A 1,846-nucleotide genomic window follows, 5' to 3' on the forward strand; every position below is an offset into this window, starting at 1 on the left:
GCCCCAACCGGTCGCCAGGCCAGGGCCGGGCCATCGGGTCAGCAGGCGGGCGTCAGGACATCGTCGAACGCTTCGACATCCTCACGCAATCGTTGAAGGATAGTAACGCCATTGTCACCCGGTTCGCGGCGACGCGATCCCAACCTGTTCCGACGAACAGCGTGCGGGGTCCCGATGGCCGACGACAAGCAAACGCGTCTCTCGTTATCCGACCGTTTCTCCTGGGCCGCGCAATGGACATCCCAACAATGCGGCCGAGCGCACACGTTCATCGCAGCGGTGGTTCTGATCGTGGTTTGGGCGATCAGCGGCCCCACGTTCCACTATTCCGATACTTGGCAACTGGTCATCAACACGGGGACCACCATCGTCACCTTCCTGATGGTCTTCCTGATCCAGAACACGCAGAACCGGGACGCCACCGCGATCCAGTTGAAACTGGACGAACTGATCCGCGCCAGCGAGAACGCCCATAACCGGATGGTGTCCCTCGAAGACCTGACCGAAAGCCAGCTCGAGGCCCTGAAGGAACGCCTGGCGGCTGCGGTGCCGATCGACGCGACCGAGGAACCGATCGAAGCGGCCGGCAGCAAGGCAACTTAACACGGATGATCGCAGATGCGCACAGTGGTGCAGGGTGCGCCCTGGAGTGCCCCCCTGGATCGAGACACGGAAACCACGGGCACTCGGACGCCAATCGGCCCGGAATCTGCGTTCATCTGCGCGCATCCGTGTTCATCTGTGTAAAAAAACCGTGCCCCCGCCCGGCAAACATCCAGGGCGCGGACGCAACGACGCCGACGCAAAGCGGCATTTTCGGCATCCGCCGTGACGGACCCTACGGCACCTTCTGCCGCGTCGCGTGGGTGAACGTCTCGAACGCATCCTCCACCAGGCTGACATGCCGCAGCATCGCCGCATGGGCCCCAGGCGCGTCGCCCGAGAGGATCAGCTTCACCACCACCCCGTGTTCGGCATGCGACAGCGGCAGCCGGCCCGGGTTGCGGAACTGGGCGCGGCGGAACGGCGCGACGCGCCGGCGCAGGCCCGCGGTGAAGTCCGAGACCACGCTGTTGTGCGCCCCGGCGTAGATCGTCAGGTGGAAGGTCTGGTTGGCGTCCGCGTACGCCTCCGGGTCGCCGTCCCGCACCAGTTCGCCCATCTGCTCCTGCAGCGTCTCCAGCCGCCGGCGCTCCAGCGAGGTCATCCGCAAGGCCGACAGCCGCGCGCAGGACGCCTCCATCTCGGCCATGGCGACGAACATGGTCTCCACGTCCTCGGGCGTCAGGGTGGCGACCAGCGCGCCGCGGCGGGGCCGCAGGTCGATCAGTCCGCTGGTGGCAAGCTGGCGCAGCGCCTCCCGCACCGGGGTGCGCGAAACGCCGAACCGCTGGGCCAGTTGCTGTTCGTCCAGCCGAGCGCCGGGGGCGAACTCGCCCGCCAGGATGGCGTTGGACACCTGTTCGGCCAGACGCTCGGTCCGGGTCTGATTATCGGTTGCCATGGCCGTTTCGTATCGATCCCGAGCCTTGTGCTGCAAGCGCTACCATGCACGTACGGGGCCATGCTGGCCGATTCACGGCCTCGAGGAAAGCCACAAGTTCGCCTGCCTTCAATGGGTTGCCCCCAATCCGCCGCTTCGCTCACTTTCGTGCGCCGCCGGCCGTCATGACATCGCTGCTTGCATTCCGCGGCGCGGCATCCAAACATCATGCCCATGTTCGGGTACGACTCCGGTTTCGCCGCGCGCGTCAAGGCTGTCCTCGGTCCGACCAATACCGGCAAGACGCATCTCGCGATTGAACGTCTGCTCGCCCATTCGTCAGGCATCATCGGCTTCCCGCTC

The 1,846-nt window shown here is 65.8% G+C and carries 2 protein-coding genes; one reads left to right on the forward strand and one right to left on the reverse strand.

Annotated features, from left to right (window positions below):
• The first annotated feature begins 174 nt into the window (after window positions 1-174).
• Window positions 175-603, forward strand: coding sequence for a low affinity iron permease family protein (locus VHB27_RS06355; protein WP_325598361.1), 429 nt, complete (start codon window positions 175-177; stop codon window positions 601-603).
• 235 nt (window positions 604-838) lie between these two features.
• Here the strand turns inward: VHB27_RS06355 and VHB27_RS06360 are convergent, their stop codons facing one another.
• Window positions 839-1,504 carry a GntR family transcriptional regulator gene (locus VHB27_RS06360; RefSeq protein ID WP_325598363.1) on the reverse strand — a complete coding sequence of 222 codons (666 nt, stop codon included), beginning with the start codon at window positions 1,502-1,504 and terminating at the stop codon, window positions 839-841.
• Window positions 1,505-1,846: the final 342 nt, after the last annotated feature.

The organism is Rhodopila sp. (assembly GCF_035548235.1).
GTDB lineage: Bacteria > Pseudomonadota > Alphaproteobacteria > Acetobacterales > Acetobacteraceae > Rhodopila.

Excerpts from the sequence above, each read along its gene's own strand:
- VHB27_RS06355 (WP_325598361.1), top strand. The coding sequence starts at position 175 with ATGGCCGACGACAAGCAAACGCGTCTCTCGTTATCCGACCGTTTCTCC.
- VHB27_RS06360 (WP_325598363.1), bottom strand. The coding sequence starts at position 1,504 with ATGGCAACCGATAATCAGACCCGGACCGAGCGTCTGGCCGAACAGGTG.